The organism is Streptomyces sp. NPDC005761, from assembly GCF_040630635.1.
GTDB lineage: Bacteria > Actinomycetota > Actinomycetes > Streptomycetales > Streptomycetaceae > Streptomyces.
Genome location: NZ_JBEXXX010000042.1, coordinates 47064 through 72771 on the forward strand (window position 1 = coordinate 47064; position 25708 = coordinate 72771).

A 25708-nucleotide genomic window follows, 5' to 3' on the forward strand; every position below is an offset into this window, starting at 1 on the left:
CGGGCTCACCAGGTGAGCTCCGCGAGCCGGCCCTCGATCCGCTCGCGGTCCCACGCCCCGTCCGCGACGACCACCCGGTAACGCCGGGCCAGCGTGGCCCCGGGCTCCAGTACGAGTTCGTCGTGGAAGGCGAAGGACGGGGCGACCGCGGCGAACGGGTCGTTGCGGACGAACCAGTGCGCGGGGTGCTCACCGCCCGCGCCTGTGTGGTCGTTCTCCGGGGCGTGCGCGAAGACGAGCGTGGCGTGGCCGTCCGCTCCGTCGTGCTCGCCGCTGTACGCCAGCCAGGCCGCCTGCCGCCCCATCGCCTGGCGGCCCCCGCCGTCCGGGGTGAGGATCCGGCCGTCGCGGAAGGCGCGGGGGCCGCGCCAGAACAGCCCCGTGTAGCCCGCGTCCTGACGTCCGTGGGTGGTCGGACTGCCGAACCGCAGAGGCTCGTCCCGCCGGTTGGTGACGGCGGACGACCACGTCAGCACCCAGCTGCCGGACGACGGGTCGATATCGTGCGCGTCGACCCGGCGCACCTCCTCGGCCCACAGTTCACCGCTGTACGGATGCCAGCTGAGCCGCTCGGCGATCGTGGCTCCGTCCTCCCGCACCGACACCTCGTCGAACCCGCGGTGCGTCATCGAACCGATCCGCTCGGGCAGCGCCTGATAGCCCTCGCCCGGAACATAGGTGTTGCCGCCCCACAGGTTCTGCCCCGACAGGTGCGAGGCGGTCAGCTGCAACCCCTTGTGCCAGCGGTGGTCGTTGGGCCGGTAGTCGGTCACCACCCGGTCGAGAAGGGTCCGCAGCGGATGGATGTACGGCTTCGGTGCCTCCCAGGCCGCCTCGGGCCGGTACACGTACCGCAGGAGTTCCACGCCGGTGCCGGCCACGGAGACGGAGATGTGGTCGCCGTGCCGGTGCGCGAGGACCGGCCCGCCGGTCACGAGGAAGCCCCGGCCGGCTCGGGCGCCCAGCCGGGGGCGTTTCCGTGCAAGGCGCTGTAGTACGGATCGCCGGGGCCGATCTCACCCGCCCGGACGGTGTTCCCGGTGAAGGCCGCCTTGTACAGGGCGGCGACCAGTTCCAGGCTGGTACGCCCGTCGGCCCCGCTGCTGCGCGGCCGGCGGCCGGCCCGCAGGTCGCTGAGCAGGCCGCGCAGCTGCGCCTCGTGGGAGCTGGGCACATCGGCGCCGAAGTCCCGCCAGCGGGAGACCTGTTGGGCGGGCACCCCCGGGGCCGGGGTGATGCGCCAGTCGGCGTTGCGGTGGCCGTACAGATGGGTGAGCTCGACCGTCGCCCGCTCGCAGTCGATCCGGATCCGGCTGACCTCGTCAGGGCTGAGGACGCTGTTGACGATCGTGGCCATGGTGCCGTTCTCGAAGCGGACGAGTGCGGTGGAGACGTCCTCCGTCTCCACGTCGTGCACCAGCCGCCCCGCCATCGCGCGGATCTCGGACCACGGGCCCAGCAGGTCGAGCAGCAGATCCATCTGGTGGATGCCGTGGCCCATCGCCGGGCCCCCGCCCTCCGTGCTCCAGCGCCCGCGCCAGGGCGCGGAGTAGTACGCCTGGTCCCGGTACCAGGTGGTCTGGCAGTGGGCGACCAGGGGACGGCCCATGGCCTGCCCGGCCAGCAGCGCCCGGACGTGGTCCGAGCCGGAGCCGAACCGGTGCTGGAACACGATCGCGGCGTACGGACCGCCGTTGTCGGGGCCCTCCGCAGCCTCGATGGCGTCGAAGTCCTCCAACGAGGGGCAGGGGGGCTTCTCGCACCACACCCAGGCCCCCGCCCGCAGTGCGGCGACGGTCTGGTCGCGGTGGAAGCGGGGCGGGGTGCCGAGCGTGACGAGATCGGGCCGCTCCTCGGCGAGCATCCTGCCGAGGTCCGTGTACGGACGGCCGGTGCCCGCCTCGGCGCAGAACGCCTCCGCGGACGCGGCGTCGACATCGACGGCCGCGACGATCTCCAGGGGCTGTTCGGCGGCCAGCGCACGCAGGGCAGGCAGATGGCTGACGCGTGCGATCGCGCCGGTGCCGACGATCGCGACCCGGATCGGCCTGCGGGGGGAAGCCTGGCTGGGCGTGACAAACACCTCCACGGTGAGGGGCGCCCACCCGATAGCAAGCGCTTTCTCCCTGCGGAAACCTAGGCTTTGCGCAGGGTTCGGGTCAAGGGAACCCTTTCCCGGCCACCGATGAGTTCGCAGCGCCGTGGAAGTCATTCCTGGGACAGCCCCCGGCCAGGTGACAAGGCGGAGCGATGAACACCCTGCGCGAACTACTGGAGACGCACGTACGCGATGGATCGGCGCCGGGAGCCGTGGCCCTGGTGGCCCGGCAAGGACGGGTCGACGTCCAGGCAGCCGGCAGCGCCGAGGCGGGCGGTGGTGCCTCGATGGCCCCGGACTCGATCTTCCGGATCGCCTCCCTCACCAAACCGGTCACCGCGGCGGCGGCCATGATGCTGATCGAGGACGGCCGGTTCGCGCTGGAGGACCCGGTCTCGTCCTGGCTGCCCGAACTGGCGTCGCCCATGGTCGTGCGCACGCCCGAGAGCCCGGTCGACGACGTGGTTCCGGCCGCCCGGCCCATCACCGTGTTCGATCTGCTGACCTTCCGGGCCGGGTACGGATTCCCGTCCGACTTCTCGTTGCCCGCTGTCGCGCCCCTGTTCAGCGAGCTGAAGCAGGGGCCGCCCCGGCCGCAGGCCGTCGCCGCCCCGGACGAGTGGATGGCGACCCTCGCGAGGATCCCGCTGCTCCACCAGCCCGGGAAGGCCTGGCTGTACAACGCCTGCTCCGACATCCTGGGCGTTCTGATCGCCCGGGCCTCCGGGCAGCCGTTGCCGGAGTTCCTGGCCGAGCGGCTCTTCGAGCCGCTCGGCATGAGCGACACCGGTTTCGCGGTGCCCGCGCACAAGCTCCACCGGTTCACCGGCTACTACCGGGCGGGTGAGGCAGGGGGCTCCGAGCTCGTGGACGCTCCCGACGGCCAGTGGAGCAGCCTGCCGGTCTTCCCCTCCGCGGCCGGCGGTCTGGTCTCGACCGCCGGCGACTGGTACGCCTTCGGCCGGATGCTGCTCGCAGGCGGGACCTTCGGCGGCCGTGCTGTGCTGACGCCCGGATCGGTGCGGTGGATGACGACCGACCACCTGACGCTCGCACAGCGCAAGGCGAGCGGACTGTTCACGGAGGGGCAGGGCTGGGGGTTCGGCGGCTCGGTGGACGTCGAACGGACCGACCCCTGGAACGTACCGGGCCGCTACGGCTGGGTCGGCGGCACCGGCACCACGGCACACATCGTCCCGGCCACCGGCACGGTCGCCGTCATGCTCAGCCAGATGGAGATGGCCGGTCCCAAGCCGCCCCTGATGATGCGGGACTTCTGGCGCCACGCCGTCGGCGAGTGAATCCCGTCCGGCCGTCAGGCGTCCGACACCGAGTCGAACCGCACCTCGTCGCGTCCCACGCCCCGCGCGTCCGCGTCCACCGAACGGCGCAGGGCTTCGTGGAGCTTGGCCGGAGTCAGCACGCCGAGGAAGCGTGATCCGTCCAGCACCGCCACCCACCCGGCATCGTGCTGGAGCATCTCGCTGAACGCCTGCTTGAGCGGGGCTCCCACCGGCACCCACGCGTCCATCCGGCGGGCCGGGTCAGCCACGGTCCTGTCGTCCCCGGCGATCCTCAGGGCGTCCGCCGACACCCAGCCGTGCAGCTCGTCGTCACCGTCCAGCACCACCGCCCAGCGCGCACCGGCCGCACCGAGCCGGGCCGCCGCCACCGCGGCCCGCTCGTCCAGCCGGGCGACCGGGGGCTCCTCGAGGTCCTCCGGTTCGATCGTCGTGACGGACAGCCGCTTCAGCCCGCGGTCCGCGCCGACGAACCGCGCCACGTACGGGGTCGCCGGCGACCCGAGCACGGCTCCGGGGCTGTCGAACTGCTCGATGCGCCCCTGCCCGTACACCGCGATCCGGTCACCCATCCGGACCGCCTCCTCGATGTCGTGCGTGACCATCAGGACCGTCTTCCTGACCGTGGCCTGCAGGCTCAGGAACTCGTTCTGCAGCCGCTCCCGCACCACCGGGTCCACCGCGCCGAACGGCTCGTCCATCAGCAGCACCGGAGGGTCCGCCGCCAGGGCGCGCGCCACCCCGACCCGCTGGCGCTGGCCGCCGGAGAGCTGGGCGGGATACCGCGAGCCGTACGTCCCGGGATCCAGGCCCACCAGATCGAGCAGCTCGGCCGCGCGCGCCCGGGCCCGGGACCGCTTCCAGCCGACCAGCGCCGGGACCGTCGCGGTGTTGTCCAGGACGGTCCGGTGCGGGAAGAGCCCCACCTGCTGGATGACGTAGCCGATCCGGCGGCGCAGTTTCACCGGGTCGACCTTCGAGATGTCCTCGCCGTCGACCAGGATCCGGCCCGAGGTCGGTTCGATCAGCCGGTTCACCATCATCATCGTGGTGGTCTTGCCGCAGCCCGAAGGGCCGACCAGGGTGACCAGTTCCCCCTCGGCGACCTCGAAGGACAGCTCGTCGACCGCGGTCGTCCCGTCCGGGTAGACCTTGCCGACCTGTTCGAACCGGATCATGACTGCACGGTAGGAGCCGGTCGGGTCAGCCGCACACGGGCCGGGACCGTCCGGGGCACGGCGGTGTGCTGAACTGTCCGTGAACCATCGATCCAGGAGTTTCCTTGAACAGCTATCGCCACCCCGGCCTCGTCCTCACCGACCGTCACTTCTCCGTGCCGCTCGACCACACCGATCCCGGCGGTGAGCACATCGAGATCTTCGGCCGCGAGGTGGTGGCCGGTTCCCGGGCCGACGAGGAACTGCCGTGGCTGCTCTACCTGGAGGGCGGCCCCGGCTTCGGCGCCCGGCGCTTCACCGGGGCCGAGGCCTGGCTGGGCCGGGCGGTGAAGGAGTTCCGGGTACTGCTCCTGGACCAGCGCGGCACCGGCCTGTCCACCCCGGCGAACCGGCAGACCCTGCCGCTGCGCGGCGGTCCGCGCGAGCAGGCCGACTACCTCGCGCACTTCCGGTCCGACAGCATCGTGCGCGACTGCGAGCTGATCCGCCCGCAGCTGACGGGCGGCGCGCCCTGGACCGTACTCGGCCAGTCCTTCGGCGGTTTCTGCGCCGTCCGGTACCTCTCGTCCGCACCGGAAGGCCTCAGCACGGTCCTGATCACCGGGGGCCTGCCGTCCCTCGACGCCCACGCGGACGACGTGTACCGGGCCGCGTACCCGAGGATCGAGCGGAAGGTCGCCGCGCACTACGCCCGCTACCCGCAGGACGTCGAGCGCGCCCGCGAGATCACCGCTCACCTCGCGGAGCACCGGCCGGAGAGTGCCGGACACCGGCTCACGCCCGAGGGATTCCAGTCCCTCGGCATCATGCTCGGCGGGAGCAACGGCAGCCCCCAGCTGCACTACCTGCTGGAGAACGCCTTCGTCACCACCCCGCACGGCACGGAGCTCTCCGACACCTTCCAGGAGGCCATGCGCACGGCCAACTCGTTCGCCGGACACCCGCTCTACGCGGTCCTGCACGAGGCCATCTACGGCCAGGACGAGCGCCCCACGGGCTGGGCGGCCGAGCGGGTCCGTGCGGAGTTCCCGCAGTTCGACGCCGAGGCGGCACTCAAGGGGGACGGTCCGGTCCTGTTCACGGGTGAGAGCATCCACCCCTGGCACTTCGACGTGGACCCGGCGCTGCGCCCGCTGCGCGAGACGGCGGAACTGCTTGCCACGCGTGGTGACTGGGAGCCGTTGTACGACATGGAGCGCCTGGCGGCCAACGAGGTGCCGGTGGCCGCGGCCGTCTACCACGACGACATGTACGTGGACACCGCGCACGCGCTGCGCACCGCCGCAGCGATCCGCGGGCTGCGCACCTGGGTGACCGACGAGTTCGAGCACGACGGACTGCGCGCGGGCGGACCGCGCGTGCTCGACCGGCTCCTGGCTCTGGTCCGCGACGAGGTCTGAGTCCTCGGTCACGGGCGCGGGCCGGTCGCATCGGGTGTGCGACCGGCCCCCACCCGCTGCGACCCGACCTCACGGGGGCCGGACCCCCGCGAGCCGGCATGATCCGAACGAAAGGCCCTAGCCCTGGAGCGCGTCCAGCGTCGCGTTCAGGTTCGCGGCCGAGCGCGGAGCGCGGTTGTGCGGGAGCTTCGACAGCACCGCCGCCATGCCGCAGGTGTTGGTCACGGCGGAGAAGACGAGTCCGGCTCCGACACCGGCGGAGAGCCAGCGGGCGGCCGGCCGGCGCACACCCGCGAGCAGACCGGCCACCACGAGCGAGCCGGCGGCGAGCCGTACCTGGCGCTCCATCGGCCAGGTGGTCCGGCCGCCCTCCGGGCGGTCGAGGCCGTGGCCCTCGCCCTCCCAGGCGGAGGTGCCGCCGGACAGCGTCGCCGCGTCGATGTCGGCCGCCGAGAGGATGTCGCAGGCCCGCGTGGAACGGACGCCGGAGGCGCACACCACGAGCAGGGCGCCGCGGGCCGAGGCGGACTTGAGGGCGGGCACCGCCTCGGAGAGACGGTCGAGCGGGATGTTCAGGGCGCCGGGGACGTGCCCCGAGGCGTATTCGCCGGGAGCGCGCACATCGATCACGGTGAACTCCGCGAGACGGGCGGCGGCCTGGGTGGGGGAGAGGGATACGGGGCTGGTCACGAGCAGTGTTTCCTTTCGTTCACCGGGTGTGAGGCAGAGACTCCGTCTCTCCTGCCCCGGACGGGCTAGAATACCCCTTGGGGTATTAAAAGGAGGATGTGTGGAACTCGACATGGCGGCCGATGAACTCAAGTCGGTCCTCAATCGCCTGCGCCGCGCACAGGGCCAGCTCACCGGAATCATCAGGATGATCGAGGAAGGGCGCGACTGCGAGGACGTCATCACCCAGATGGCCGCAGTTTCGCGGGCCCTCGACCGCGCGGGCTTCGCGATCATCGCGACGGGCCTTCAGCACTGCATGGCCGACGGCGGCAGCGAACCGGCGGACCGGGACCAGATGCGCGCCCGGCTGGAGAAGCTCTTCCTCTCCCTTGCCTGAGGGGGCGTAGCGGGGCTCCCGCCACCGTTGGTACCACGTCCGGCACCGTTGCAGGCGAGCGGACCGGCACCGTTTCGTGCGATGGACCGGCACCGTTTCGTATCACGGACCGGCACCGTTTCAGGTGACGGAGTCGACGAGCATGAAGGCGGCGACCGCCAGCAGTACCGCGCCGAAGACCCGTTGCAACGACTCCGTGGAGACCTTGCCGGCCAGCCGCTTCCCGTCCCAGGCCCCGAGTACCGCCGTCGCCGTGAACGGGGCGATGAGCGCCCAGTCCAGTGCCGTCGGCGTGGCGAGCCGGGCGGCCAGTGCCGCCGTGGAGTTCACGGTGATGACCAGCAGGCTGGTCCCTACGGCCGCCGACATCGGCACGGCGAGAACGGTGACGAGGGCGGGAACGGCGAGGAAGCCGCCGCCCACCCCGAGCAGGCCCGTCACCGCGCCGAGCCCGGCCCCTGCCCCGGCCGCCCTCCCGGCCGGCACGGTCTCCGGCCGTGCCGCATCCGCCTGCCGAGCACCGGCCGTGCGCAGCATCCGGACCCCGGCGACGACGGCCAGCACCGCGAAGGCCGCGGTCAGGACCCCGGACGGGATGCGTACGGACAGAGCCCCGGCGAGCGCCGCCGGCACGATGCCCGCCGCTGCGAAGAGTCCACCGGTCCGCCAGCGCACCAGCCCGTCCCGGGCATGGGCGAGCAGCCCGGTGAGCGATGTCGCGATGACGATGAGCAGTCCGGCCGTGGTGGCGGCGGCCGGACCGAAGCCGAGCAGATAGATCAGGGCGGGCACGGCGATCACGCTGCCGCCGCCGCCCAGTCCGCCGAGCGCGAGCCCGACGACGGCGCCGGCGAGCAGCGCCAGTACGAGCGGGGTCATGCGACGCTGCCCGCGTCTCCGCGCCGGTCTCGTACCGGGAAGCCGGCGGTGGCCCAGGCGGTCATCCCGCCGGTGACATCGACGACGGGCACCCCGCGGTCCGCGAGGATCCGGGCCGCCCGGCGCGAGCGGTTGCCGGAGCGGCAGATCACCACCACGGGCAGGCCTGCCGGTGTGGGCAGCTGGGCCCCGGCGGCCAGCACGGACAGCGGCAGGTGCACCGCGCCCGGTGCATGGCCGGCACGCCACTCGGGCACTTCGCGGACGTCCAGCAGCACGGCCGCACCGTCGGCGGTCCGCCGCCTGGCCTCGGCGGCGCCGATCCGTCCGGGGCCGCGACGGAAGAGGGACTTCGGATACGGGAGGAGGGACTTCGGACAAGACATGGAAAGCACTCCGGAAGTACGGGAAAGGTGTTCTGGCCGGGGCCGGGGCCGCTGTCAGCCCGGCGGACCGGGCCGTTGTCAGGGGCCGGGGCTCTGGCCGGGGCGCCGTGGGCCGCTGTCAGCCGGCGGGCCGGTTCGTCGTCAGGGTCAGGCCGGCCGCGGCAGCGCCGTCGAAGCCGTCGTCGACCGCCACGACCTCCCGGCCCGCGGCGTCCAGCAGCGACGCGGCGATGGCCGCGCGCATACCACCCGCGCAGTGCACCCACACGACGCCCGGCGGCACGTCGTCCAGGCGCCCGGGCAGCTCGTGCAACGGGATGTGCACCGAGCCGGCGAGCGCGCCGCCCGCGCGCTCGGCGGTGCGCCGGACGTCGAGAACCACGGGGTCCTCGGCGCGTCGGCGCGCCGAGGCCAGGTCCGCGAAGCCGGCCCGGCGGAAGGACCGCAGCTCCTCCGGTCCGCGCACCCAGGACACGGGATCGCCGGTGGCCGCCGCGACGGGCCGGCCGATGCCCACCCGGGTCAGTTCGCGCTGGGCCTGCGCCAGCTCGTCGGCCGTGCCCGCGAGCAGCGTGACCGGCCTGCCCCAGGGGATCAGCCAGGCCAGATACGTGGCGAGCTGCCCCGATCCCTCGAAGTTGAACGATCCGGCCACATGCCCCTGGGCGAACGCCACCCGGCTGCGCAGATCGACCACCCACTCGCCGGCTGCGAGCCGCCGGGCGATGTCCTCCGCATCGGCGCGCGCCGGCGGTGTGAGGTCCACGGGGGAGGGGCCCGCCGCGTTCGCGGGTCCCATGTGCGCGTAGTAGGCGGGGACGTCGTCCAGGCCGGCGAGCAGGCCGTCGACGAAGGCGTCCACGTCCTGGACCAGTGCGGCGTTCCGCCCCCGCTCGGCACCGATGGTCGACGAGGTTCCCCCGGCGCGGGAGGAGGAGCAGAAGCTGCCGAAGCCGTGCGTCGGCAGCACCTCGACCGCGTCGTCCAGCTCGGCGGCGAGGCGGTGCACCGAGGCGTACTGGGCCCGCGCCAGGGTCCCGGTCAGCCGGGGCTCCACCAGATCGGGCCGGCCCACGCCACCGATGAGCAGCGATCCGCCGGTGAACGCGGCGACGGCGCGGCCGTCCTCCTCCAGGACGTACGCCATGTGGTGCGGGGTGTGCCCCGGGGTGGCCAGCGCCCGCAGCGCGAGCCCCTCGTCGACCTGAGCGGCGTCACCGTCGGCCACCGGGGTCCGGGCGAAGGACACCGCGGCCGCGGCCGGAACCAGATACGCGGCGCCGGTGATGCGCGCCAGTTCCTGCCCGCCGGTCACGTAGTCGTTGTGCAGATGCGTTTCGGCCACCGCGAGAATCCGGACCCCGCGCACCGCGGCTGCGGCGATGACCCGGTCGATGTCGCGTGGCGGGTCCACCACCACGGCGGAACGCGGCCCACCCGCCAGATAGCTGCGGTTGCCGAGGCCCGGTGTCTCGATGGTGTCGACGAAGAACACGACACGCTCCTTCACTCTCGATGGTGATGTACCCCCGGGGGTATTCCTCTCCGAGGTTAACATCGATACCCCGGGGGGTATTAATGGGATGGGTGAGACGTTGCGGACACAGGGCCCCGCGCGACCGGGCCGGTTAGCCTGCCGACATGACGGAGCAGCTCGAACCCATGCCCACGGACTGGCGGCGCGCCCTCGCCGTCGTCGCGCACCCCGACGACCTGGAGTACGGCTGCGCGGCCGCCGTCGCGGGCTGGACCGACGAAGGCCGTGACATCACCTACCTCCTGGCCACCCGCGGCGAGGCCGGGATCGACATGCTCGAGCCGGAGAGGTGTGCGCCGCTGCGCGAGCAGGAGCAGCGGGCGAGCGCGGCGGTCGTCGGTGTCTCCCGCGTCGAGTTCCTGGACCACCGCGACGGGGTGATCGAGTACGGCGTCGGTCTGCGCCGCGACATCGCGGCAGCCGTCCGCCGCCACCGGCCGGAGCTGGTGATCACGCTGAACCACCGTGACACCTGGGGCGGTGTCGCCTGGAACACTCCCGATCACCGTGCGGTCGGCCGGGCCACGCTGGATGCGGTGGCGGATGCCGGCAACCGATGGATCTTCCCGGAGCTGGCCGAGCAGGGTCTCGACCCCTGGGACGGCGTGCGCTGGGTGGCCGTGGCCGGATCGTCCACGCCGACGCACGCCGTCGACGCGTCGGCAGGCCTCGAACGGTCCGTGCAGTCGCTCCTGGCGCACCGTACGTACATCGAAGTCCTGACGGACGAGGACCCCGAGGCGTACTGCCGCACGTTCCTCACCGGCAACGCACGGGCGTCCGCCGAGCGCTTCGGGGGCCGGCCGGCGGTTACGTTCGAGCTCTTCGCCCGCTGAGCGCGGACGCGCCCTGGCCACCGATGGCGGGTCGCCGTACGCTGTGCCGCGCAGAGTGACTTGACGGTGTGTCAGTCAAAGGGGGCGGGGTCGTGCTCGACATCCTGGACCACGACATCCCGCGCGGCCAGGAGCGGATGACGCTCCGGATCGAGAACGGTGTCGGACTGCTGACGCTGTGCCGCCCGGAACAGCTCAACGGCTGGAGCTGGGAGTCCAGCAGGCAGCTCGGGGTCATGGCCGACCGGCTCCGCTTCGACGACTCGGTCCGGGCGGTCCTGCTGAGGGGTGAGGGCCGGGCCTTCTGCGCCGGGATCGATGTCACCGCGCCCGGCGGCGGCATCACCGGCCGCACCTCCGCCGAGCGAACGCAGCGCTACTACGAGGGCATCCGCTGGGTGCACGAGCGCTTCGCCGCGTTCGCCGGGTTGCCGCAGCCGGTGATCGCCGCGGTGCAGGGCCACTGTCTCGGCTTCGGCTTCGAACTCGCGCTCATGGCGGACATCCGGATCGCCGCCGAGGACGCCGTGTTCGCGCTGCCCGAGGCCGGGATCGGGGTGGCGGTCGACGCCGGCGGCGACATGCGCATCGCGCGCGAGGCGGGAGCCGGCTGGGCGAAGTACCTCGCCCTCACCGGCCGTCGGATGGACGCGGCGACGGCGGAGCGGATCGGGCTCCTCCAGGCCGTCACACCCGTCGGCGAACTGGAACGCACCGCCCGGTCGGTCGCCGAGGCCGTGGCGGCGAACGCGCCCCTGGCCGTACGTCACATCAAGCGATCGGTCGACGCGTACGCGGATGCCGGACTCGGCGAGGCGCTCGACCGTACCGCTCTGGCCGCGGCGCTCACCCTCACCTCGCAGGACGCGGCCGAGGGCTACGCAGCGAAGGCCGCCCGCCGTCCGCCGCACTTCGACGGGATCTGATCCGCTCATGCGGTGCCGGGCAGGGTGAAGGGCCCGCGGTCCAACTGCTCGCGCACCGGCACCACGGGCGGCGCCACCAGTGAGCGCCGCTGCCAGTTCGCCCCGTCGACCACCAGCGAGTGCCCGGAGACGAACGCGGCGTACGGCGAGGCCAGGAACGTCGCCGCCCAGCCCAGTTCGCGCGGCAGGCCAACCCGCAGCGCGGGCTGCCGCGCGTCGAGCTCCCGCCCCCCGCTGCCTGTTTCCGCCTCGTCCCGGCCGAGGTGGCCGCGGATGTCGCCGGTCATGTCCTCGTGTGGCATCAGCCCCGGGACCAGCCCGTTGACGCGGATCCCGTAGGGCCCCCACTCCACGGCGAGGGTCTCGACCAGGTTCTTCACCCCGGCCTTCGCGGACGCGGAGTGCGCGTATCCGGGTCCGCCCGTCCAGGCGTACGAGGCGCCGACGCACAGAATCGACCCGGGAGTTCTGGCGGCCAGGTGGCGCCGCCCGAACTCCCGGGTCATGAACCAGGTCCCGGTCAGCGTGATGTCGAGTACCGCCCGCCAGGCGTTGGGTGACAGATCCTCGGCGGGCGAGGGGAAGTTGGCTGCCGCGTTGTTGACGAGGACGTCGGGCAGGCCCAGTTCGGCCTCGGCCGCGTCGAACACCTCGGTGATCCTCTCCGGGTCGCGGATGTCGCCCGGGACGGCCAGGACCCGGCCCCCGGTGAGGGGTGCCAGCTCCTTCCGGGCGGCGGTCAGCCGCTCGGGGTTCCGGCCGACGAGCATCAGATCCGCACCCAGGCGGGCGAACTCGGCCGCGACGGCCTTGCCGAGTCCGGAGCCGCCGCCGGTCACCAGGACCAGGCTCCCGTCGTACGTGCCTGCCGGCAGGGCACTCGCGCCGAGCGGGGGAGGAGGGGGCGTTCCGGGAGTGTGCACGCTCTCCGTCATGGACGTATGAGTACCGCTTCCGTCGGCACCTGGCCAGGCCTGAGAGGCATAGACACCGGGCATCTCCGCGACAAAAATCCAGGACTCCGAGACAAAAGTCCAGGTCCAGGCACTGATGTTGTCCAGACCATTGACATGTCAGCGCCAGGCTGGTGAATTCAGTCCCGTTGTGTTGCGCGACTCTGGTGACTTGAGTGACCAATGGAGGATCTGTGACGCCTCGCCCACCCCGCCTCACCGCGATCACCGCGGCAGCGGCCCTGCTCGCCGGTGGTCTGCTGACCGCCGTGCCATCTGCGCAAGCGGTCGGCGGCGGCCCGGCCGGCCCGTCGGCCAAGGCCCAGGACACCCCGGCCATCACCCCGACCCCGCAGTCCGTGGAGAGCAGACAGGACCGGGTCACGATCACACCCACCGTCACGCTGGTCGCCGGGAAGACGGCCGACGAGCCCACCCTGGACGTGGTCACGGCGGCCCTGCGCACGGCAGGAGCCCAGCGGGTCGTCCGTGCCACGCGGCCGGCCAGGAACGGACTCAACGTCCATGTCGGTGACGCCGGTGCGCTGGCCGCCCAGAAGCTCGAAGGGCCCTCGGAGCTGCCCGCCGACGGGTACGTCCTCGGCATCGGAGCGGGCCGCATCGTCCTCGCCGGCAAGGACACCACCGGCACGTACTACGCGGCGCAGACCCTGCGTCAGGTCCTGCCGCAGCGGGCGCACCCGGGGGCACGCGTCGAGGGACTCGCGGTGCGCGACTGGCCCGGCACCGCGCTGCGCGGCGTCATCGAGGGCTTCTACGGCACGCCGTGGTCCCACGAGGCCCGCCTGGACCAGCTGGACTACTACGGCGAGCACAAGATGAACATCTACGTGTACTCGCCCAAGGACGACGCCTACCTCCGCGAGAAGTGGCGCGACCCGTACCCCGCCGACCAGTTGGCTCAGATCAAGGACCTCACCGACCGGGCGGTCCAGCGGCATGTCGAGTTCACCTACGCGCTGTCTCCCGGCCTGTCGGTCTGCTACAGCTCCGACGCGGACGCGAAGGCGCTCGTCGACAAGTTCCAGACGATCTGGGACATCGGCGTGCGCACCTTCGCGGTGCCGCTGGACGACATCAGCTACACCAACTGGAACTGTGAAGCGGACAAGGCGAAATGGGGGACCGGAGGCGGTGCGGCAGGCGCCGCCCAGGCGTATCTGCTGAACAAGGTCAACCAGGAGTTCATCGCCACCCACCCCGGTGCCGAACCGCTCCAGATGGTCCCGACCGAGTACTACAACGTGTCCCCGTCCCCGTACAAGACGGCCCTCTCCGAACAGCTCGACCCGGACGTACTCGTCGAGTGGACCGGTGTCGGCGTGGTGGCCCCGACCATGACGGTCGCTCAGGCGGACGCGGCGCGGGCAGTGTTCGGGCACCCGATCCTGACCTGGGACAACTACCCGGTGAACGACTACGCGACCAACCGGCTGCTGCTCGGTCCGTTCAACGGCCGCGAGAAGGGGCTGCCCGGCCGGCTGGCCGGGATCACCGCCAACCCCATGATCCAGCCGTACGCTTCGAAGCTCTCCCTGTACACCGTCGCGGACTACGCGTGGAACGACGGCGCGTACGACCCGCGCACCTCGTGGGGCAAGGGGCTCAAGGAGTACGCGGGCGGCGACTCCCGGACCGAGCGCGCCCTGCGCGCCTTCGCCGACGTCAACTACAGCTCAGCGCTCAACACCGACAAGGCGCCGGAACTGTCCGCCGAGTTCGCCCGCTACTGGCAGTCCGGTGACGAAAAGCGGCTCACGTCGGCGCTCACCGACCTCGGTGCCGCCCCGGCCCGGCTGCGAGCGGACCTTCCGGACCGCGGATTCATCGAGGACTCGGGCCCCTGGCTGGACGCCACGGGATCATGGGCGACCGCGGCCCAAACCGCCCTGCGCATGGTCGAGGCGGCCCGTGCCGGAAACGGCCCCCGGGCGTGGGAGCTCCGGCAGCAGTTGCCCGCGCAGGTCGAGCGTGCCAAGTCCTTCACGTACACGGGACTCGACGGGCGCAAGGTGCCGGTCCTCGTGGGTGACGGGGCGCTGGACGGGTTCGTCGAAGCGGCCACCGCCGAACACGACCGGAAGCTGGGTGTGAGCGGCCGGCCCACGGCGACGACGAACCTGGGCACCTACCAGAGCAACACCCTCGCCCGGATGCTCGACGGCGACGACTCCACCTACTTTTGGAGCGACGGGGCGCCCGCGGCGGGCGACCAGCTCACTGTCGACCTGGGGGAGGTGAGGGACTTCAGCGGGGTCGCACTCGCCATGGCCAAGCCCGGAAGCACCGATGACTACCTTCACGCGGGTGTGCTGGAGTACTCGGCCGACGGGCAGGACTGGACGCGGATCACCGACTTCACCGGCAAGCCGGACGTCACCGCGACCGTCCCCGCAGGCACCGAGGCCCGCTACGTCCGGGCCAGGGCGACCGCCGGTCAGAACAGCTGGCTCGTCGTCCGCGAATTCGGCGTGGCGACCACGGACGGCGAAGTCACCGGCAACCCGCCGCCCGCCACCGGATCCGCGCTGCGCGCTGCGGCCGACGGTGACCCGGGCAGCGTGTACCGGGCCTCGCGCGCACCCGAGGCGGGCGAATCGCTGGAGGTGAACCTGGTCGCCGCGCGTGCGGTGGGGCCGGTCACCGTACTCCAGGAGGCCGGCTCCGAGGCCGCGGCCGACATCCAGCTGCGGAACGCGGACGGAAGCTGGCAGACCATCGGCACGCTCGACGGCCCGTACACGAGGATCGACGCGGCGGGCCGGTGCGCCGACGCGGTACGTCTCGCCTGGCACACGGGCTCGGCGTCGCCCCGGATCGCGGAGGTCGTGGTCGGGAAGTAACGGCACTGTTCCCTCGTGCGCCCGGCGCCGCCGCACCTTACTGGGCGGGGCCGGGCGCACACCCATGTAGGCGCCCCGTCGAACAGGTCACCCGCAGGTTGTTCCCACAAAGGCAAGCGACCGCTTAGTATGCGCCGGAGCAGTGGTAATGCCGACAGTGTTGTGGAGGCCCCTCATGCAGGCATGGCGAGTGCACCGGAACGGCGAGCCGAGCGAGGTGATGAGGCTCGAAGAAGTGGACAGGCCGACGCCCGGCGACGGGCAGGTGCTCATCGAGGTGCTCGCGGCGAACATCAACTTCCCCGACGCGCTGCTCTGCCGCGGCCAGTACCAGGTGAGGCCCCCGCTGCCGTTCACGCCCGGCGTGGAGATCTGCGGCAGGACCGAGGACGGCCGCCGGGTACTCGCCACCCCGGCCCTGCCGAACGGCGGGTTCGCCCAGTACGTCGTCGCGGACGAGGCCGCCCTGCTGCCGGCCCCCGACGCCCTGGACGACGCCGAGGCGGCAGCGCTGCACATCGGGTACCAGACCGGCTGGTTCGGACTGCACCGCCGGGCGCGTCTCCAGGCCGGCGAGACCCTCCTCGTGCACGCCGCGGCAGGCGGTGTCGGCAGCGCGGCCGTCCAGCTCGGCAAGGCCGCCGGTGCCACCGTCATCGGCGTGGTCGGCGGCCCGGAGAAGGCCAAGACCGCCGCCGAGCTCGGCTGCGACCTGGTCGTCGACCGGCGGACCGAGGACATCGTCGCCGCGGTCAAGGAGTTCACCGGCGGCCGAGGCGCCGACGTCGTGTACGACCCGGTCGGTGGCGACGCGTACGCCAAGTCCGTGAAGTGCATCGCCTTCGAGGGCCGGGTGGTCGTCGTCGGCTTCGCCAGCGGCGTCATCCCCACGCCGGGCCTCAACCACGCCCTGGTGAAGAACTACTCGGTCCTCGGGCTCCACTGGGGCCTGTACAACACGAAGGACCCCCAGGCGGTCCGCGACTGCCACGACGAGCTCACCCGGCTCGCCGCGCAGGGCGTCATCAAGCCGCTGATCAGCGAGCGGGTCGCGATGGACGGGGCAGCAGCCGCCGTCCAGCGCGTCGCCGACGGCACCAGCACCGGCCGTATCGTCGTCCTCCCGGCAGGAGCCGCCCGATGACCGCCCCGGACGCCGCCGAACTGCGCCGCCGCACCCGCGAACTGCTCGCCGCGCACCCCCCGGCCACCACGGACCGCACCGACTTCCTCAAGGCGCGCTTCGACGCCGGACTCGCCTGGGTGCACTATCCGGCGGGACTCGGCGGCCTCGACGCACCGCGCTCCCTCCAGCCCGTCGTCGACGCCGAACTCGCCGCTGCCGGCGCGCCGGACAACGACCCGCGCCGCATCGGCATCGGCCTCGGAATGGCCGCACCGACCGTCCTCGGCTTCGGCACCGACGAGCAGAAGGAGCGCTTCCTGCGACCCCTGTGGGTCGGCGAGGAGGTGTGGTGCCAGCTCTTCAGCGAGCCGGGCGCGGGCTCCGACCTCGCGGCGCTCGGTACCCGCGCCGTGCGCGACGGGGAGGACTGGGTGGTCGACGGGCAGAAGGTCTGGACGTCCAGCGCCCATGTGGCACGCTGGGCGATCCTCATCGCCCGCACCGACCCGGACGTGCCCAAGCACCGCGGCATCAGCTACTTCATCTGCGACATGACCGACCCGGGCGTCGAGGTGCGGCCGCTGCGCCAGATCACCGGAGAGGCCGAGTTCAACGAGGTCTTCCTCACCGGGGTGCGCATTCCCGACAGCCGACGGCTCGGCGCGGTCGGAGAGGGCTGGAAGGTCGCGCAGACGACGCTCATGAACGAGCGCGTCTCCATCGGCGGATCCCGCATCCCGCGCGAGGGCGGCATGATCGGCCCCGTCGCCAGGACCTGGCGCGAACGACCCGGACTGCGCACCCACGACCTGCACCAGCGCCTGCTGACCCTCTGGGTGGAGGCCGAGGTCGCCCGGCTCGCGGGCGAGCGCCTTCGCCAGCAGCTCGTCGCCGGACAGCCGGGGCCCGAGGGCTCCGGCATGAAGCTCGCGTTCGCCCGCCTCAACCAGGAGATCAGCGGCCTGGAAGTCGAACTGCTCGGCGACGACGGACTGTTGTACAGCGACTGGACGATGCGCCGCCCGGAACACGTCGACTTCACCGGACGCGACGCCGGCTACCGCTACCTCCGCTCCAAGGGCAACTCCATCGAGGGCGGCACCAGCGAGGTACTGCTCAACATCGTCGCCGAACGCGTGCTCGGCCTGCCCGCCGAGCCGCGCAACGACAAGGACGTCGCCTGGAAGGACCTCGCCCGATGACCGCACAGACCGAACCGAGCCAGGCACCGGACCTGCTGTACTCGGAGGCGGAGGAGGATCTGCGTGCCGCGGTCCGCTCCCTGCTCGCCGACCGGGCCGACGCGCCGACGGTGATCGCCCGTACCGAGTCCGACACGCCGTACGACCCGCGGCTCTGGAAGGCCCTCGCCACCGATATCGGCGCCGCCGGCCTGCTGGTGCCCGAGAAGCTCGGGGGACAGGGCGCCACCCACCGTGAGGCCGCCGTCGTCGTCGAGGAGCTCGGGCGCAGCGTCGCTCCGGCGCCCTACCTGACCAGCTCCGTCGTCGCCACCGAGACACTTCTGGCGCTCGGTGACGAGGACGGGCCGGTGGGCGGGCTGCTCGCCGAACTGGCCGCGGGCCGCAAGGTCGCGGTGCTCGCCGTACCCTTCTCCGCCGCGGCGTCCGACACGCCGGTGGTGAGCGGCACCCTCGACGGAACGCTCGGGCCGGTCGCCGACGCGGCCGCCGCCGACGTGCTGCTGGTCCCCACCACCGACGGCCTCTACGCGGTCGACGCGGACGCGACCGGTGTCACCGTCCAGCCCCTCGTCCCGCTCGACCTCACCCGCCCGCTCGCCACCGTCACCCTCACCGGCGCCACCGGCACCCGCCTCGCGAATGCTGGGGCGGCGCGTTCCGCGGTGGACCGGGGGCTGGTGGCCGGTGCGGGACTGCTCGCCTCCGAGCAGCTCGGACTCGCCGAATGGTGTCTGACCGAGACGGTGCGGCACACCCGGGAGCGCCACCAGTTCAACCGCCCGGTCGGATCCTTCCAGTCGCTCAAGCACCGCATGGCGCAGCTCTGGCTGGAGGTGGTGTCGGCCCGGGCCGCGGCACGCAACGCCGCCGACGCGCTGGCGACGGGCAGCCCCGACACGCCGCTGGCGGTGGCCGTGGCGCAGGCGTACTGCTCCAAGGTCGCCGTCCACGCCGCCGAGGAGTGCGTCCAGTTGCACGGAGGCATCGGGATGACCTGGGAGCACCCCGCGCACCTGTACCTGAAGCGGGCCAAGGCCGACGCGACCGCCTTCGGGACGGCGGGCCGTCACCGTGACACCGTCGCCGCCCTGATGGAGCTGCCGGCGCCGTAGCGACATCGGCCGACCCGGAGCGGAGGTGCGTGCTCACGTACCTCCGCTCCGTCGTTCGCGTACGGCGCCGGGCGGCAGGACCGTTTCGTACGGATCCGGCCACGGCGGGTGGAACGCGGGCCGACGGACAGGCGGCGAACCAGACAACTCTGCTCTTCCGCGCCCCTGTTGAGTCGTGACGCTTCCATACTCGGTCGCGTCCGCCCGTCCGGCACGCCTCGCAACCGGGAGAAACCATGGCGTTCCCCACCCGCCGCCGCGTCGTCACCACCGCACTGGCCACCGCGGCCGCGGGGGCCTTCGTTCCGGCTCCGAGAGCCGGTGCGAGCGAAACCCCACGCGGCCGGGGGCCGCGGCCGCTTTCCCGGGCACACGCCCACAACGACTATCTGCATCCCCACCCGCTTCATGACGCACTGGCACAGGGATTCACCAGTGTCGAGGCCGACATCTTCCTCGTGGACGGCGAACTGCTCGTCGCCCACGAGGCCACCGGCCTCGACCCCGCTCGCACTCTTGCCGCGCTCTACCTCGATCCGCTCCTCGCCAGAGTCCGGGCCAACCACGGGAACGTGTTCCGCGGCGACCGCACACCGGTGCAGCTCCTGATCGACATCAAGACGGACGGTGCGGCCGCCTATGCGGAACTCGACCGCCAGCTCCGCCGCCACCGCCAGATGCTGACCTCCTTCCGGCACGGCCGGGTGCGGCCCGGAGCCGTCACTCCCGTCATCTCGGGCGACCGGGCCGCCCGCGCCCCGATGGAGGCGCAGCGCACCCGGTACGCCTTCTACGACGGCAGGCTCGACGACCTCGGCACCGCGGCCACCGCGTCGTTCGTCCCTCTCATCAGCAGCAGCTGGACCGGGACGTTCAGCTGGCTCGGCGCAGGCCCCGTCCCGCCCGCCGAACGGGAGGCCCTGCGTACGATCACCGCCGCCGCGCATCGTGCGGGGCAGCGCGTGCGCTTCTGGGCGACGCCCGATGTACCGGGCCCCGAACGCGAAGCGGTCTGGGCCGAGTTGCTGGCCGCCGGGGTGGACCACCTCAACACCGACGACCTCGCCGGACTCGCCCGCTTCCTCCGCACCCACGACCGGCACGCCCGGTAGGCCGGCTGGCCGGGACCTGCGCGCGCAGCCGTACCCGTTTGGCGGACACGCCAGTGCGCCGGATGGCTCCTCCGCTACGCCAAACTGGCGGCGAATGCCGCAATTCCGGCGCGGCGGAGGAGGTTGGCCATGGCCATTTCGATCTCACTGGTGCTGCTTCTGCTGATTCTTGCGGTGATCTTCCTCCGCAACGGAGGGCTGAAGGTCTCGCACGCGCTGGTCTGCGCGCTCCTGGGGTTCTTCCTCGCGGGCACGAGCATGGCACCGACCATCCAGGAGGGCATCACGGCCACCGCTGACGTCGTCAGCAGCATCAAGCCCTGACCACGCCGCCGGGACCGGTGGCTTCGCCCTGAGAGGAGGAGCCGTCGGACAGAGCACCCAGCGCGGTGGCCAGCCGGTCCCTCACTTCCGTCTGCGCGACGATCCGCGCTTCGAGGACGGCCAGCCGCTCGCGGGCCACCAGCAGCCCCCGCTCCGAGGGGGGTGCGGCGACGACATCGCCGTCCAGGCAGGGCAGGAACAGCTGTACGTCGTCCAACGTGAGCCCGGCGGCGAGCAGATGACGGATGTTGCGGACCCGGATCACCGTCCGCTCCTCGTACACGCGGTACCGGTTGGCCGCTCGCTGCGAGGTGATCAGCCCGGCCTGCTCGTAGTGGCGCAACGCACGCGCGCTCGTACCGGTGGTCTCGGCCAGCTCGCCGATCAGCACCCCCACCACCTCCTGGCCCACTCCTATCACGCCACCACGGCACCCCCATCGACCGGGAGAATGACGCCGGTGATGAACGAGGCGTCCCGCGAAGCGAGATGGACGATCGAACGGGCCACTTCCTCGGGCCTGCCGAGACGGCTCAACGGCGTGTGTGCGAGCTGCCAGTCCCGTAGCGCCGCCAACTGCCGCGGGGTCAGACCCTGGTGCTTCCCGATCGGGGTGGCGATCGCGCCGGGAGCGACTGCCACGACACGGATGCCGCGCGGCGCGAGCTCGACCGCCCAGCTGCGGGTGAGGAGCTCCAGGGCCGTCTTGGTCGCCGCGTAGACGGAACTCCCGGGCCAGGCCCGCTGGCCGATCGACGTGCTGACGTTCACGATGACGCCGCCGGAGGTCTCCAGCAGAGGCAGCGCGGCCTGGGCGAGCATCATGGGCGCGACCAGGTTGGTGGCGATCTGGGGTTCGATCCTGGCGGCGGAAAGGGTACCGAGGGCGCCGCTGTGGACCACGGCGGCGTTGTTGACCAGGACATCGAGCCGGTCGTACGTGTCCTGCGCGGTCCGGACGATGCGTTCGGGTTCACCGGCTCCGGTGATGTCGGCCACCAGGGGCACGATCCGGTCGTTGCCGGCGGCGGTCTCCTCGAGCGGCCCGGGGCGGCGGCCGACGGCGAGCACGGTGGCCCCTTCGGCGGCGAAGGCGTGGGCGGTCGCGCGACCGATGCCGGTTCCGGCTCCGGTGACGGCGACGACGCGGCTGACGGGAGCTGCGGGGCTGCTGTTCATGCCGCGATCGTGCGACCCTGCCACCAGTGACAAGGTCAAGCAGCGCCGCGCAACGCGCATGAACGGTCCGGGCGTGCACCGAAATATGATCATTTCGGCCAACGGGCCACATCATGCGAACAAGCGGGGCCCCGAGGTTTTCGGGCGTGCAACGGTCTGCTGGGGCGTCGGCCGGTTCGGACCGCGCGACCTCGCCCGGTGCGGGACCGGCCGCCGGGCTGCGCACCGACAAGGGAACCGGAGAGCGCTGCCATGTCATTCCCTCGTCCTGGGCGCGATCCGGGCGCAGTCCATCACGAGCACTGCAGGAGCAACCGCTGCTGCCGGTGCCAGCAGAGGCCCTGGACGACCGCCGTCGGCGGTGAACGCCTCTGCGGGCTCTGCGCCTCCTGCTGCCGGGAGTGCGGCCGGGCACCCGCCCCGCACCTGGACGGCCTTGACCACGGTCTCTGCGGCGACTGCCGTGGACTGTGCGGGCGCTGTCTCACGCCGGCCGGGGCCGACGGTGACTGCCAGTGCCCACGCCGGCAGCGACCGGGGGCCGATCCGATCGGCTATCTCCTTCATGCGCTGCCACCGCCCCTCATAAGGGAGTTCCGCGGCCGCTACCCGGACGAACTCGTGGTGCTGATCCGGAGGGAGCTGATGCGGCGCACCCCCGATCAGTTGCTGGACCGGGTCGAGCGCCGGTGGAACGCGCGCTGGTCCCACACCCTTCAGGAGAAGGACGAGGAGGGGCGCCGCCGACAGCCCTGGGAGATCGCGGAACAGCTGCTCCGGCCGGGATTGTGCGCCGAGCCGGGTTGCGAGGACGGCAGGCTGATCGTCACCGACTCCCCGTGCCCGCTGTGCGCGAACCCACTGCACCGTTTCGTGCCCGCCCAGGCCGACCGCAGGGCGGCCTCGGACCGGGCCAGGACCACGGCGGCTGCCATCAGGCGCGAGATGCTGGACCGCCGGACCGGAGGGCGGCGCCCGGGATCGGGAACCGCGGCGAACGTCGTCGAGAGCGACGGCACCGCGCGGCCGTGAAGCTTCCATGGACGGCGGTACGTTGCCATGGAGCCCCTCCGGTCAGTCCGCGGCAGCTTCCCCGGTGGTGCGTTCCGGTCCGAACTGTGCCACCGGAACCGTCGCAGCCGATCCCTGCCGGACTGCCTCGACCACCGCTTCGTGCAGCGAACGGCTGGCCTCCTCCGACGCGCAGGGCACAGGGCTGCCGGCCATGGTGAACCAGTCGGCCGCATCGGTGTACTGCACGGTGATCTGGGCCGAGCCCTCGGCCCAGGTGGTGTGGACGGTCAGGTCGCCGGACAGGGGCCCGACCTCCTCGGTGAGCACGCCGCCGTGCCCCGAGTAAACTCCGCGTGTCGTCCAGGACGCCCAGGTCATGCATCCAGGCTCGCACCAAAGCCGGCGTAACGCGACCCACGGGCCACAAGTCCCGGAACCGCACGGTCCGCAGGGTGGTGACCGCCGTGCCCATGCGCGAATCGAAGCGCGGTGACGACCGGCCCCAGCGGCGAACCGCAGGTGGATTTGAACGAAATTTTTCGAGGGGCCGCGCTGCGGTTCCCGCAGGGGCCGATCCCGTTGCCCTGGCTCGATCTTGACGCCAAACCGTTGAACATCGATCTCCAGGCGACGAATTCCGAAGGAAAACTGCTATTGACCTGCGGAACGCGTCGGTATTGCATGACGCGCTGGGAGCACCGGAACCATCCATCACACCTCGTCCGGAGGCGATACCGCTCCCCGCTCAGACACCGCACCTGTTGATCGGAACCCGATTCGATGACCGACACGCTCAGCGCTCCACAGGCACTCGCCCCCGCGACCGGACCCACCCCGCAGAAGCTCAAGCGTTCCATCGGCGTCGTCGGGGGGACCCTGCTCACGCTCTCCTGCGTGACTCCCGCCTCCACCCTCTTCGTGGTGGTTCCGGACCTGTTCGCCGGCCTCGGCACGTACACCGCACTCACCATCGCGATCGGCTCGCTGCTCTGTATCGCGGTGGCGTTCTGTTACTCGGAGCTGGGCACCCTCATCCCCAGCGCAGGTGGCGAGTACGCCATGGTGTCGACGATGGCGGGGCGGCTAGCGGGGTGGCTCGTGTTCGTGCTCTCCCTGCTCGTCGTCATGATCGTGCCCCCGGTCATCGCCATGGGGACCGCCGACTACCTCGCGCCGCTCGTACACATCCCCGCCTCCCTCGCCGGAGCCGGCGTGATGCTGCTCGCCACCCTCGCAGGCCTCCTCGACCTGCGCGCGAACGCGTGGATCACCGGCATCTTCCTGGTGCTCGAAGTGATCGCCGCGGGTGTCGTCGCCGTCCTCGGGTTCGCCCACTCCGAACGGGGCGCCTCCGCGCTCGTGCACGGATCCGTCGCCTCGTCCGGCGGCACGAGTTCGACCGTCACCGCGATGATGGTCGTCTCCGGGCTCGCCATCGCCCTCTTCATCACGCAGGGCTTCTCCACGGCTGTCTACCTCTCGGAGGAACTGGAGAACCCGCGGCGCAACGTCGCCCGTACGGTCCTCGCCACGCTCGCGATCTCGACGGCCGTCATCCTCGTTCCCGTCATCGCCATCACCATGGGCGCCCCCGACCTCGCCACCCTGACCTCCGGAGACCTCAGCGGCATGGTCGAGGCGTGGTCCAACTCGGCTGTCGGCACGTTCGTCAGCCTCTGCGTGGCACTCGCGATCATCAACGCCGGCATCGTCATGGTCATCCAGAACTCCCGCGTGCTGTTCGCCTCCGCCCGCGACAAGGCATGGCCCGCCCCCGTCAACACGGCCCTGTCCCGGCTCGGCCGCTTCGGCTCGCCGTGGGTGGCGACGCTCCTCGTGGGTATTCCGGGAGCGGCCCTCTGCTTCGTCAGCCTCGACACCCTGTACGGGGTGACCGGTGTGTCGGTCACCGCCATGTACCTGCTGGTCGCCGTCGCGGCACTGCTCTGCCGCCGCGGCGCACACCGCGACACACCCGCCTGGCGCATGCCGCTCTGGCCCGCGGTCCCGGTGCTGCTCGTCCTCGTCCTCGCCTACATCCTCACGCAGCAGGAGACCGAGTACCTGCTGTGGACCGGCGGGATCACCGCCGTCGCCACGCTCTACTGGGCCCTGTACCTGAGGCCCCGCCGCGCGACCCGCTGGCTCGTCAGCATCCCCGAGGACACACGGCCCTGAAGCCGGGTTCTCCGGTGATCGGGTGACACCGGGCAGAGGCACGTCATGCCGGACCGGCCGTGCGGTTAGGCATGCGGGCATGACATGTGACTCCCCACCGAAGAACACCGGATTCCTCCGCACCCGGCGCCTGCGCGCCGCCGGCACCGCCGGCGTCCTCCTGGCCGCGGCCCTGCTCACGGGCTGCGGCCAGGACAGCGGCGACACCTCGACGGACACGGCTACTTCGGAAGCCGCGCGTGCCGTCCCGGAGCGGACCACCACGCCCTCCTACAGCGCGAGCAAGAGCGCGTCGCCGACCGCTGCGCTGACCAAGGACCAGAAGGACCGCAAGAAGCTCCTGGACTCCACCAAGATCACCTTCGACAAGGCCGTCACGACGGCCGAAGGAGCCGTCAGCGGCGGCAAGGTCGTCGACCTCGACCTGCGAGGTCCGGGCAAGGCGGACGACGACACCGACCAGGAGAGCCCCTCGCCCACCGCGAGTGCCTCGCCGTCGGGCACCAGCGCCTCGCCGACCGGGAGCGCGAGCGCATCCCCGACGGCCACCGGCGCCTCGCCCAGCGGGGCGAGCGCCTCACCGGCGGCCACCGGCCCCGAGTGGGTCGCGACGGTCGCCGCCAAGGACGGAACCGAGCACACGGTGCGCATCGACGCCGTCTCCGGCAAGGTCGTCAAGTCGACCGAGGACTCCGACCAGGACGCCGAGGACAAGAGCCGCATGGCCGGCTGGATCGCCGAGGCCAAGCAGACCCCGCAGCAGGCGGCCAAGGCGGCCACCGACAAGAAGAAGGGGACGGTCACGTCCCTGGAACTGGACCAGAACGACAAGAACGTCCTCGTCTGGTCGGTGGACGTCGTGGACAAGAGCTGGAACGAGACCACCGTGGACGTCGACGCGGCCACCGGCTCCGTCACCGCCGAGAAGACCGACACCGACTGACAGTGATGATGTGAGTGGTGGTTCTGCTGATGCGTCTGACTCGCCGACTGACTGACGTCTTCGACTGTCTTGTTTGGGATTTGTCGGT

At 71.9% G+C, this 25708-nt stretch carries 25 protein-coding genes; 14 read left to right on the forward strand and 11 right to left on the reverse strand.

Translation table 11 applies throughout. The features are described from left to right. Positions 1–5: 5 nt before the first annotated feature. Positions 6–935: a PmoA family protein gene (locus ABZ434_RS29115; protein ID WP_359142794.1), complete on the reverse strand. Its 930-nt coding sequence runs from the start codon at positions 933–935 to the stop codon at positions 6–8. Next, positions 932–2083 (reverse strand): Gfo/Idh/MocA family oxidoreductase, encoded by a 1152-nt coding sequence (locus tag ABZ434_RS29120; protein ID WP_359142840.1) that lies wholly within the window; start codon positions 2081–2083, stop codon positions 932–934. Before ABZ434_RS29120 ends, ABZ434_RS29115 begins: the two co-directional genes overlap by 4 nt. Positions 2084–2250: 167 nt before the next feature. Between ABZ434_RS29120 and ABZ434_RS29125 the strand changes: the two genes are divergently transcribed. Next, positions 2251–3399 (forward strand): serine hydrolase domain-containing protein, encoded by a 1149-nt coding sequence (locus tag ABZ434_RS29125; protein WP_359142796.1) that lies wholly within the window; start codon positions 2251–2253, stop codon positions 3397–3399. Positions 3400–3413: 14 nt separating this feature from the next. On the opposite strand, the gene ABZ434_RS29130 is transcribed toward ABZ434_RS29125, so the two are convergent. Continuing rightward, entirely contained in the window at positions 3414–4577 is a 1164-nt protein-coding gene (locus tag ABZ434_RS29130) for a betaine/proline/choline family ABC transporter ATP-binding protein (RefSeq protein ID WP_359142798.1), read from the reverse strand. 104 nt (positions 4578–4681) lie between these two features. On the opposite strand from ABZ434_RS29130, the gene ABZ434_RS29135 reads away from it, so the two are divergent. After that, a complete protein-coding gene (locus ABZ434_RS29135) occupies positions 4682–5977 on the forward strand; it encodes an alpha/beta fold hydrolase (RefSeq protein ID WP_359142800.1) in 1296 nt (431 codons plus the stop codon). A gap of 117 nt (positions 5978–6094) precedes the next feature. On the opposite strand, the gene ABZ434_RS29140 is transcribed toward ABZ434_RS29135, so the two are convergent. Next, a complete protein-coding gene (locus ABZ434_RS29140; protein WP_328897933.1) occupies positions 6095–6667 on the reverse strand; it encodes a rhodanese-like domain-containing protein in 573 nt (190 codons plus the stop codon). Between the two features lie 100 nt (positions 6668–6767). Here ABZ434_RS29140 and ABZ434_RS29145 point away from each other — a divergent pair, with 100 nt between their 5' ends. After that, complete coding sequence (locus ABZ434_RS29145; protein WP_148015298.1) at positions 6768–7046, forward strand: metal-sensitive transcriptional regulator; 279 nt, start codon at positions 6768–6770, stop codon at positions 7044–7046. Between the two features lie 120 nt (positions 7047–7166). Here the strand turns inward: ABZ434_RS29145 and ABZ434_RS29150 are convergent, their stop codons facing one another. The 3 genes from ABZ434_RS29150 to ABZ434_RS29160 form a co-directional block, all read right to left on the reverse strand. Then, on the reverse strand, positions 7167–7925 hold the full coding sequence (locus tag ABZ434_RS29150) for a sulfite exporter TauE/SafE family protein (RefSeq protein ID WP_359142803.1): 759 nt from the start codon (positions 7923–7925) through the stop codon (positions 7167–7169). Continuing rightward, positions 7922–8311: a rhodanese-like domain-containing protein gene (locus tag ABZ434_RS29155; RefSeq protein WP_359142805.1), complete on the reverse strand. Its 390-nt coding sequence runs from the start codon at positions 8309–8311 to the stop codon at positions 7922–7924. Before ABZ434_RS29155 ends, ABZ434_RS29150 begins: the two co-directional genes overlap by 4 nt. A gap of 118 nt (positions 8312–8429) precedes the next feature. Further along, positions 8430–9806 carry an MBL fold metallo-hydrolase gene (locus ABZ434_RS29160; RefSeq protein WP_359142807.1) on the reverse strand — a complete coding sequence of 459 codons (1377 nt, stop codon included), beginning with the start codon at positions 9804–9806 and terminating at the stop codon, positions 8430–8432. Between the two features lie 146 nt (positions 9807–9952). Here ABZ434_RS29160 and ABZ434_RS29165 point away from each other — a divergent pair, with 146 nt between their 5' ends. Both ABZ434_RS29165 and ABZ434_RS29170 read left to right on the forward strand, forming a co-directional pair. Continuing rightward, positions 9953–10684: a PIG-L deacetylase family protein gene (locus tag ABZ434_RS29165; protein WP_359142809.1), complete on the forward strand. Its 732-nt coding sequence runs from the start codon at positions 9953–9955 to the stop codon at positions 10682–10684. A 92-nt stretch (positions 10685–10776) separates the two neighbouring features. Further along, positions 10777–11610 (forward strand): enoyl-CoA hydratase/isomerase family protein, encoded by an 834-nt coding sequence (locus tag ABZ434_RS29170; RefSeq protein ID WP_359142811.1) that lies wholly within the window; start codon positions 10777–10779, stop codon positions 11608–11610. A 5-nt stretch (positions 11611–11615) separates the two neighbouring features. Here ABZ434_RS29170 and ABZ434_RS29175 read toward each other — a convergent pair whose 3' ends face one another. Then, entirely contained in the window at positions 11616–12545 is a 930-nt protein-coding gene (locus tag ABZ434_RS29175) for an SDR family oxidoreductase (RefSeq protein ID WP_359142813.1), read from the reverse strand. A 212-nt stretch (positions 12546–12757) separates the two neighbouring features. On the opposite strand from ABZ434_RS29175, the gene ABZ434_RS29180 reads away from it, so the two are divergent. The 6 genes from ABZ434_RS29180 (at position 12758) to ABZ434_RS29205 (ending at position 20306) form a co-directional block, all read left to right on the forward strand. Then, complete coding sequence (locus ABZ434_RS29180) at positions 12758–15427, forward strand: beta-N-acetylglucosaminidase domain-containing protein (RefSeq protein ID WP_359142815.1); 2670 nt, start codon at positions 12758–12760, stop codon at positions 15425–15427. A 175-nt stretch (positions 15428–15602) separates the two neighbouring features. Beyond that, on the forward strand, positions 15603–16571 hold the full coding sequence (locus tag ABZ434_RS29185; RefSeq protein ID WP_359142817.1) for an NADPH:quinone oxidoreductase family protein: 969 nt from the start codon (positions 15603–15605) through the stop codon (positions 16569–16571). Then, the gene (locus ABZ434_RS29190; RefSeq protein ID WP_359142819.1) at positions 16568–17755 is read left to right on the forward strand and encodes an acyl-CoA dehydrogenase family protein; all 1188 of its coding nucleotides are present in this window, start codon (positions 16568–16570) and stop codon (positions 17753–17755) included. Before ABZ434_RS29185 ends, ABZ434_RS29190 begins: the two co-directional genes overlap by 4 nt. Continuing rightward, entirely contained in the window at positions 17752–18870 is a 1119-nt protein-coding gene (locus ABZ434_RS29195) for an acyl-CoA dehydrogenase family protein (RefSeq protein ID WP_359142821.1), read from the forward strand. The genes ABZ434_RS29190 and ABZ434_RS29195 overlap by 4 nt, the downstream gene beginning before the upstream one ends. Before the next feature lie 236 nt (positions 18871–19106). Beyond that, positions 19107–19982, forward strand: a complete 876-nt coding sequence (locus tag ABZ434_RS29200) for a phosphatidylinositol-specific phospholipase C/glycerophosphodiester phosphodiesterase family protein (RefSeq protein WP_359142823.1) — start codon at positions 19107–19109, stop codon at positions 19980–19982. A gap of 129 nt (positions 19983–20111) precedes the next feature. Continuing rightward, entirely contained in the window at positions 20112–20306 is a 195-nt protein-coding gene (locus ABZ434_RS29205) for a hypothetical protein (protein ID WP_359142825.1), read from the forward strand. On the opposite strand, the gene ABZ434_RS29210 is transcribed toward ABZ434_RS29205, so the two are convergent. Then, positions 20296–20697, reverse strand: coding sequence for a MerR family transcriptional regulator (locus ABZ434_RS29210; protein ID WP_359142842.1), 402 nt, complete (start codon positions 20695–20697; stop codon positions 20296–20298). The two genes, ABZ434_RS29205 and ABZ434_RS29210, sit on opposite strands and share 11 nt — an antisense overlap. A 26-nt stretch (positions 20698–20723) precedes the next feature. Further along, positions 20724–21485, reverse strand: a complete 762-nt coding sequence (locus tag ABZ434_RS29215; RefSeq protein ID WP_359142826.1) for an SDR family oxidoreductase — start codon at positions 21483–21485, stop codon at positions 20724–20726. Between the two features lie 624 nt (positions 21486–22109). Here ABZ434_RS29215 and ABZ434_RS29220 point away from each other — a divergent pair. Beyond that, complete coding sequence (locus ABZ434_RS29220) at positions 22110–22517, forward strand: hypothetical protein (protein ID WP_359142828.1); 408 nt, start codon at positions 22110–22112, stop codon at positions 22515–22517. Between the two features lie 42 nt (positions 22518–22559). Here ABZ434_RS29220 and ABZ434_RS29225 read toward each other — a convergent pair whose 3' ends face one another. Beyond that, a complete protein-coding gene (locus ABZ434_RS29225; RefSeq protein ID WP_359142830.1) occupies positions 22560–22877 on the reverse strand; it encodes a hypothetical protein in 318 nt (105 codons plus the stop codon). 402 nt (positions 22878–23279) lie between these two features. On the opposite strand from ABZ434_RS29225, the gene ABZ434_RS29230 reads away from it, so the two are divergent. Both ABZ434_RS29230 and ABZ434_RS29235 read left to right on the forward strand, forming a co-directional pair. After that, the gene (locus ABZ434_RS29230; RefSeq protein WP_359142832.1) at positions 23280–24677 is read left to right on the forward strand and encodes an APC family permease; all 1398 of its coding nucleotides are present in this window, start codon (positions 23280–23282) and stop codon (positions 24675–24677) included. Between the two features lie 79 nt (positions 24678–24756). Continuing rightward, entirely contained in the window at positions 24757–25620 is an 864-nt protein-coding gene (locus ABZ434_RS29235) for a PepSY domain-containing protein (RefSeq protein WP_359142834.1), read from the forward strand. Positions 25621–25708 lie beyond the last annotated feature (88 nt).

Excerpts from the sequence above, each read along its gene's own strand:
- ABZ434_RS29130 (WP_359142798.1), bottom strand. The coding sequence starts at position 4,577 with ATGATCCGGTTCGAACAGGTCGGCAAGGTCTACCCGGACGGGACGACC.
- ABZ434_RS29155 (WP_359142805.1), bottom strand. The coding sequence starts at position 8,311 with ATGTCTTGTCCGAAGTCCCTCCTCCCGTATCCGAAGTCCCTCTTCCGT.
- ABZ434_RS29185 (WP_359142817.1), top strand. The coding sequence starts at position 15,603 with ATGCAGGCATGGCGAGTGCACCGGAACGGCGAGCCGAGCGAGGTGATG.
- ABZ434_RS29205 (WP_359142825.1), top strand. The coding sequence starts at position 20,112 with ATGGCCATTTCGATCTCACTGGTGCTGCTTCTGCTGATTCTTGCGGTG.
- ABZ434_RS29230 (WP_359142832.1), top strand. The coding sequence starts at position 23,280 with ATGACCGACACGCTCAGCGCTCCACAGGCACTCGCCCCCGCGACCGGA.
- ABZ434_RS29215 (WP_359142826.1), bottom strand. The coding sequence starts at position 21,485 with ATGAACAGCAGCCCCGCAGCTCCCGTCAGCCGCGTCGTCGCCGTCACC.
- ABZ434_RS29165 (WP_359142809.1), top strand. The coding sequence starts at position 9,953 with ATGACGGAGCAGCTCGAACCCATGCCCACGGACTGGCGGCGCGCCCTC.
- ABZ434_RS29200 (WP_359142823.1), top strand. The coding sequence starts at position 19,107 with ATGGCGTTCCCCACCCGCCGCCGCGTCGTCACCACCGCACTGGCCACC.
- ABZ434_RS29195 (WP_359142821.1), top strand. The coding sequence starts at position 17,752 with ATGACCGCACAGACCGAACCGAGCCAGGCACCGGACCTGCTGTACTCG.
- ABZ434_RS29235 (WP_359142834.1), top strand. The coding sequence starts at position 24,757 with ATGACATGTGACTCCCCACCGAAGAACACCGGATTCCTCCGCACCCGG.
- ABZ434_RS29175 (WP_359142813.1), bottom strand. The coding sequence starts at position 12,545 with ATGACGGAGAGCGTGCACACTCCCGGAACGCCCCCTCCTCCCCCGCTC.
- ABZ434_RS29190 (WP_359142819.1), top strand. The coding sequence starts at position 16,568 with ATGACCGCCCCGGACGCCGCCGAACTGCGCCGCCGCACCCGCGAACTG.
- ABZ434_RS29150 (WP_359142803.1), bottom strand. The coding sequence starts at position 7,925 with ATGACCCCGCTCGTACTGGCGCTGCTCGCCGGCGCCGTCGTCGGGCTC.
- ABZ434_RS29225 (WP_359142830.1), bottom strand. The coding sequence starts at position 22,877 with ATGACCTGGGCGTCCTGGACGACACGCGGAGTTTACTCGGGGCACGGC.
- ABZ434_RS29125 (WP_359142796.1), top strand. The coding sequence starts at position 2,251 with ATGAACACCCTGCGCGAACTACTGGAGACGCACGTACGCGATGGATCG.